Origin of the sequence: Streptomyces sp. NPDC004539, assembly GCF_040610055.1 — a bacterium.
Taxonomy (GTDB): Bacteria; Actinomycetota; Actinomycetes; order Streptomycetales; family Streptomycetaceae; genus Streptomyces.
The window spans coordinates 124449-130973 of sequence record NZ_JBEXLS010000031.1 but is presented as its reverse complement, the minus strand read 5'-3'; the positions used below and the strand labels follow the sequence as shown (position 1 = coordinate 130973).

At 69.9% G+C, this 6525-nt stretch carries 6 protein-coding genes; 3 read left to right on the top strand and 3 right to left on the bottom strand.

The genetic code is table 11. The annotated features are described in order from the left end of the window. Positions 1-871 (top strand): hypothetical protein (locus ABZX85_RS42540; RefSeq protein ID WP_355881959.1); only part of this gene is annotated, 871 nt, incomplete at its 5' end. An 819-nt stretch (positions 872-1690) separates the two neighbouring features. On the opposite strand, the gene ABZX85_RS42535 is transcribed toward ABZX85_RS42540, so the two are convergent. Further along, positions 1691-1864, bottom strand: a complete 174-nt coding sequence (locus tag ABZX85_RS42535) for a hypothetical protein (RefSeq protein WP_355881956.1) — start codon at positions 1862-1864, stop codon at positions 1691-1693. Between the two features lie 218 nt (positions 1865-2082). On the opposite strand from ABZX85_RS42535, the gene ABZX85_RS42530 reads away from it, so the two are divergent. Further along, positions 2083-2883 (top strand): hypothetical protein, encoded by an 801-nt coding sequence (locus ABZX85_RS42530; protein WP_355881954.1) that lies wholly within the window; start codon positions 2083-2085, stop codon positions 2881-2883. Positions 2884-2961: 78 nt separating this feature from the next. Here ABZX85_RS42530 and ABZX85_RS42525 read toward each other — a convergent pair whose 3' ends face one another. Beyond that, positions 2962-3933: a LysR family transcriptional regulator gene (locus ABZX85_RS42525; RefSeq protein WP_355881951.1), complete on the bottom strand. Its 972-nt coding sequence runs from the start codon at positions 3931-3933 to the stop codon at positions 2962-2964. A gap of 86 nt (positions 3934-4019) precedes the next feature. On the opposite strand from ABZX85_RS42525, the gene ABZX85_RS42520 reads away from it, so the two are divergent. After that, complete coding sequence (locus ABZX85_RS42520) at positions 4020-5186, top strand: nuclear transport factor 2 family protein (protein WP_355881948.1); 1167 nt, start codon at positions 4020-4022, stop codon at positions 5184-5186. 63 nt (positions 5187-5249) lie between these two features. On the opposite strand, the gene ABZX85_RS42515 is transcribed toward ABZX85_RS42520, so the two are convergent. Next, the gene (locus tag ABZX85_RS42515; protein WP_355881945.1) at positions 5250-6503 is read right to left on the bottom strand and encodes an MFS transporter; all 1254 of its coding nucleotides are present in this window, start codon (positions 6501-6503) and stop codon (positions 5250-5252) included. Positions 6504-6525: the final 22 nt, after the last annotated feature.

The window sequence follows — 6525 nt, the reverse complement described above, 5'->3', positions numbered from 1 at the left end:
CGCGGGCACCGGGTTCGGGTCGGTGCGGCACGCGGCGCGTTCGCTGGCGTTCGCCGCCGACCAGGGCATTCTGCCGGTGCTGACCAACGCCGTGCACTCAGGCCCTGCCGCGTCACCGACAGCCCCGGCGCGCGGTCGGCCAACTCGCTACCTTCCTCCCATGGAACGGGCCGACATTCTCAGCAACCTCGCCGCGAGCGGAACCGACGCCGCCCCGGAGCGACTTACCGAACTCGCTGCCGAACTCGACATACCGGCTGCCGACCTGCTGGTCGTCGCGGGCCACCCGGTGCCGGCGGAACTCCTTCCCCCGGAACGCGACGCCAAGGTCATGAAGCAGTTCGCCTACCGCGTCAGCCACTGCGACCACTCGCAGATGGCCTCGGTGGAGGACTTCGTCCGCTCGCTGCCGCGGCTCGCCGCTCCGACACCCTTCGCGCAACCGGCCTCTCCGTACCACCCCGCCGCCGAGACCGGTTTCGGCGCCGTACTCAACGGGCTGATCCGCAATCGCGGCTTCGGCGTCCGCGAACTGCCGTTCATGGGACTGTCCCTGAGCACGCTGTTCGGGATGGTTTCGCGCTGGGAACCGAGTCCGCACCGGCGGTACCAGCTTCGTGCCGTGGCCGGCCCGCTGGGCTGGACCTTGTCCGACCTGTTTGCGGTCGCCGACGAGCCGTACGCGGATGAACTCCGTCCGGTGCAGCACTGCCGTCATCTCGGGAGGGTGTTCGTAGCCGCTGTCCCCTTGACCACCACCCAGCTGATCGAGGCCGCCGCGGAGACAGACCGACTGACCGCGCGTGAGCAGCGCGGCGTGTGGCAGCCGGTCTCGGAGGGTTTCGCAGCGGAGTGCCCGGACTTCCCCTGACCTCCCGGCGTTTCACCCACCGGCCAACTCGTCCAGGATCTGGCCGTAGTGCCGACGCCGTTCGATCAGCATCTCGGCGATCCCCCTCGTCGATGCTCTCGTCTCGCTGTGGACGCTTCGAGACACTGACGTACTCAAAGGTGTAAGCCACGCCAGCCGCGAGCAGCAGGCGGCGCGGCAGTCCGTGCCAGGTGTCGAAACTCCGGCGGATCGCGTTCCACAGGACCCAGACGTCCTCGGCCCGGCGCTCCTCGGCGACCATCAGAGCACCACCGCCTTTCCTGGGGCTTCAGCCGCAGGAAAGGCGGTGGTGCTCGGTCTCCTTGAACCAGCAGGTACCCGGCAAAGTCCCCGACGCTGGGTTCAGGCGTGAGGATCAGGGGTTCGAGAACCTGTTGTCGATCCTCCCCATGGATGTCGACGGGCAGACCGTCATCATCGTGTCGTCCATCGAACTCCAGAAGCTCCCACCGTTCTGGGCCCCCGCACCCCTAGTGTCCTGGCCTGGAGTTCTACGGTCTGATGGTGGTGTGCCTGGACCGCGATTGGACCCGCTCGTGCTGTCCGAGGACAAGCGGCGGATGCTTGAGGGGTGGGCGAACCGGCGGAGGACCGCTCACGGCCCGGCCCGGCGGGCGCGGATCATCCCGGAATGCGGCAAGGGGCCGTCGAACGCCGACGTTGCCCGGCAGCTGGGCGTGGCCCGCTCCACCGTGACCTGCCGACGGGACCGGCTGGACGACCCGGCCGGCCGGCCACACCCCGGGATACCACACAGCATCACCGACGCCCAGGTGGAGCAGGCGGTGGTGCACACCCTCAAATGCCCCTGGCCGACGGCATGTTCTGGGCGAGCGGGACCACCGACCAGCAGATCAGCGAGGACGCCATGCCGACCGCGCTGACCCTGACCGCCGCCTCCTCGCTCGCCCCGCACGAAAACCGCTGTCGGCCGCCCTCGACCACCACCTGGACACCGCGCTGCCGGCCCACTCACTCCAAAAGGCGACCGAAGCCGTCGCCGACGCGATCCGCGGCAAGCACCGTATCTACGTCCTTTCCCCGGCGGCGGCCCCCTCGCCCTGGCCGACGAGCACCTCGCGCACAACCTCAGCTGGGACACGCCCCTCGGCGTCGAAGGCGTCCAGCGGCCGCTCGTCGTCAGCGGCCCACCGCTCGCCGACCTGAGCGCGATCGGTCCGATCACGAGTGTGTTGCTGCCTCCTCGGGAGACGCCGTATCTGAGTCTGCTCCAGCAGGCGGGGATGCTGGGAGTGTTCCTCGCCGGCGCCTACTTCGGCGTGGGGTCCATTCTCGGCTGGGCGCTGCGGGCCGCGTTCCGGCAGCTCGCCCTGCTGGGAGAGCTCACGAGCCGGGCGCTCCCCCTGCTGCTCCTGTTCACCGTGTTCGGGTTCTTCACCAACGAGATCTGGCAAGTGGCGGCGGCCCTGAGCCGGAACGACATGTGGCTGGTCGTCGGTCTCTTCAGCCTGGTGGCGGTCCTCTTCCTATGTGCCAGGCTCTCCGACGAGGTGCGTGACCTGACCGACTCCCACGGTGTGGAGCGCAACGATCTCCGAGGCACACCGTTCGAGCTGTCCCCCGCGGCAGCCGACGGAGCACCCCCGGCAGTCCCTCTCCGCCGCGCCGAACAGGCCAACATGATCCTCGTACTCGTCCTCACCCAGTTGTTGCAGACTTTCGTCCTTTCCGCCCTGACCTTCTTGTTCTTCAATGTTCTCGGAGTCCTCAGCATCCGCGGTTCCGTGATGAAGGCATGGACGGGGCATACGCACACCGGGGGCAGGCTGTTCGGATTCCAAGTGCCGTTCCCCGATGATCTGATCCAGGTCTGCCTGTTCATCGCGGCCGTGTCGGCGCTCTACTTCGCCGCGGCAGCGGTGACGGATGCGAACCATCGCCGCTCCTTCTTCGAGCCGTTGCTTCGGCACTTGGCGGTGAGCATGACCGCGCGGGACGTGTACATGGCGGGCCTGCGGTCACGCGACTGATCCGGGGTCCGCCCCCAGCCGGGTGACGCCTCAGGCGCATCGCCGGACGACGGTATCCCGGCGACGGAGAGCCCTGGCTCACGGCTCCGTGATGTCGTCGTGAAGCGCCGGCCCAGCGAGGCGGGCATCTGTACCACTCAGCCGGTGAGCGGCGTGGGCCGGACGGACCGAGGCGAAGGCCGCGGTGAGCTGGTCGAGCAGGGACGCTGTGCAGGGGTGGGGGTCGCGGTGTGGCGTGATCGTGTAGATGCCGCGGGTCGGGGGATCGACAAGATCCACGGTGGTGACGTCGGTCCGCAGTGCGCGCGTCAGCACGCCGGGGATCAGCGCGACGGCGTGGCCGGTCGCGACCAGGGCCAGTTTGCCGGGCAGATCCGCCGCGGTGAGGTCGATGCGGGCGCTGACTCCGGCGCGGGCGGCGTGCTGGTGCAGGAGTGCCGCCGATCCGTCGTTGTCCTCGGCCCAGGTCTGGTCGGCCAGTGTCCGCATGTGCACCGGGCCGCGTCCGGCCGCTGGATGGTCGACGGGCAGTGCGACGACCATGTCGTCCAGTCCGAGGAACCGGCGTTCGACCCGCGGGTCATGGGGCAGGCCCGGCGGCGCGTCGGTGACGACGGCGATGTCGAGATCGCCGGTGACCACACGGTGGTGCAGCTCTGCGCTCAGGCCGGGGAGCAGGCTCCATCGGACGGAACCGGCCTGCTGGATCAGGGCCCGGACGGCCTCGGGGACGATCCCTGCGGCGAGAGAGGGTGTCGCGCCGACGGTCAGGGGCCGGCCGGACGCCCCGTCGCCTGCCTCCCGTGCCGCGCGTACGGCACGGTCGGCCTCGTTGAGCGTGACCAGAGCGTGGTGGCGGAACACCTCGCCGGCCGGAGTGGGACGCACACCGCGCGCGTGCCGCTCGATGAGAGCCACGCCGAGCTGCCGCTCCAGCCCGGCGATCTGCCGGGAGACGGCCGACTGCGTGTGATGGAGCTCGTCGGCCGCCGCCGACAGCGACCCGAGCCGGCACACCGTCACGAAAGTCCGCCACACCGTCAGTTCCATGGCGCCAGTATGCCCGGCCGATATGCGCACTCCGCAGAGCTGACCTGCGTATTCTGCGCTTGTCGCAGTGCTCGTGGTGCACCACTGTGGCGCACATGACCACACCACACACGATCGCCGTCCTCGGCCTGGGGCGCATGGGCGAGGCACTCGCGGCACGACTGGCCGGCCAGGGCTGGAACGTCGTCGGCTGGACACGCTCAGGGCACACATCAGGCGCCGTCCAGACGACCGACGATCCGAACGACGCCGTCGCGAAGGCCGACCTCGTGCTCCTGGCACTGTTCGACGGCCCCGCCTGCCGCCAGGTCCTCGACGACGTCCGTGACTCCCTGCGTGCGGACTCGCTCGTGCTGAACACCAGCACCATCGCCCCCGCCGAAGCCTCGGCCCTGGCCCGGCGACTCGGCCCGGCCTACATCCACGCGCCCGTGCTCGGCTCCGTACCGGCTGCCACCGCCGGAGCCCTGCACATCCTTGCCGCCGCCGACCAGGACGCGCTCGATCGAGTCCGACCGGTACTGGAGGCGCTCGGCACCGTGCGGGCTGTCGATGACGCCTCCACCGCCGCCGCCCTCAAGCTGATCGCCAACCACAGCCTCGCCGGCGCCGTCCTCGTACTGCGCGACGCACTACGCCAAGCCGACGCCCTTGACCTGCCCCGGGCCCAGGTGCTGGACGTCCTCGAACTCGGCCAGCTCGGCGGGCTCGTGGCCCGCAAACGCCCCTTCCTCACCGACCAGCCCGACGCTGTCACCGCCGAATTCACCATCGGCGCGCTGGCCAAGGACATGACTCTGCTGGCCGCCGCGTCCAACACCCCCTTGCGCAGTGCGACCGGCCTGGCCGGCACCCCGGCCGACTCGGAAGCCGACATCGCCGTCGCCGCCACGGTCCCCGTCCTGGAGGACGCCGTACTCGAACCACTCCGCGCCTACATCCGCGGACACGCCACCGGCGACCCCACCCACTTCCGCGACGCGTTCCTTCCCACCGCCCACATCGAGGGAATCCGCGACGGCGCATTCGTCTCCTGGCCCCTGAACGAGTACTGCGCCCTCTTCCCAGGCCGGCCGGCCCCCGACGAACCGACCCGCTCCCGCCGCATCGACACCCTCGACGTCCACGGCACCGTCGCGACCGCGACCATGACACTCTCGCACGGCGCGGACACGTTCACCGACGTCTTCCTGCTGGTCCACGCCGACGACAGCTGGCGCATCGTCAACAAGGCGTATCACCGGCACCCTTGAGAAGACGGGGAACGATCTCCGGTAAGGGCTTGCCGGGAATCAAGTCGTGGCTTCCGACAAACCCTAAGTGGCCGGAGGGATCTTGCCCCTCTCCTGCGTCACCATTCGCCTCCGGAGCGCCGGACGCAGTGCCAGTTGAGCGGCGCAGAGCACTGTCCCGGTGACCGCGCACACCACTCCCAAGCCCGCGTGCCCGACGTGGTTGAGCAGCGTGGTGCCGGCCAGTGGGCCGAGTACGGCGCCGATGCTCCATGTGGTGGAGGCGACGCCCATGTAGCCGCCGCGCAGGCCCGTCGGTGCGAGGCCGGCGAAGGTGGCGCCGAACATGACGGCGATGCCTATCTGGCCGCTGCTCCAGACGAGGACGGATACCGCGTACCCGGCGCTGTCGTGCACGGTGGCGTTGGCTCCGACGCCGGCGCCGACCATGAGCATGGAGAGTGCCAGTACCGTGCTGGGGTCGCGGTCTGCGAGCAGCCGTACCGCCAGGGGCTGGCCCGCGACGATGAGGAGCCCGTTGAAGGCCAGCAGCGTGCCGTAGGCCGCGGCGGTGTGGCCGTCCGCCGTCATGGTGAGCGGAACCGTGGTGAAAGTCTGTAGGAACAGGGTGAAGTAGGTGGTGTAGACCAACACCATGGCGATCATCAGCCGGTCGCGCAGGAGCGTCGGCACAAGTGCCCGCCGAGACTGTCCGGGCGTCGGCCGGTGGGTCTCGGGGACACAGCGCCAGACGATCAGCGCCGCGATGACGCAGGCCGTCGCGTTGATCCAGAACAACAGTCCGTACCCTCGCTGAGCCAGGACTCCGGCGCTTGCCGTGGCGACGGAGAAGCCGAGATTGGTCGCCCAGAACAGCAGCCCGAACGCCCGGACGCGCTGCCGTGGCGGGAGGTCGGCCACCGCAGCCGACCCTGCGGGGCGGAACAGGTCCCCCGTCAGCCCGACGCCGACCGCCGCCGCCACGATCGTCGGCAGCGTGTCGGCAGATCCGAGCCCGACGAGCGCCACTGCGGTCCCCAGGAACCCTGCGAGCATCGTGTGGCGTCGGCCGATCCGGTCGCTCAGCCAGCCGCCGAGGATCTGAGAGCCGACACCTCCTGCCCCGACCGCTGCCACCACCGCGCCGACGGTCGTCGGTGCGAGCCGCTGCTCCTGTGTCAGGTAGAGCACGAGGAGGGACTGCACGGCGCCGCCGGCCCGGCTCACGAAGTGCGTGGCGGCAAGGGCCCACACCAGGTCGGGCAGGTCCCATCGCGGGTGGGACGTCCGGCGACCGGACACAGCCCTGTCCGGAGTGGGTGTCGAGTAGGTCGTCATATCGGGGAACTTAGGACTCCCA

What these genes read in the sequence shown, in the direction of transcription:
- ABZX85_RS42525 (WP_355881951.1), bottom strand. Translation starts at nt 3,933, where the DNA reads ATGGAACTGACGGTGTGGCGGACTTTCGTGACGGTGTGCCGGCTCGGG.
- ABZX85_RS42515 (WP_355881945.1), bottom strand. Translation starts at nt 6,503, where the DNA reads ATGACGACCTACTCGACACCCACTCCGGACAGGGCTGTGTCCGGTCGC.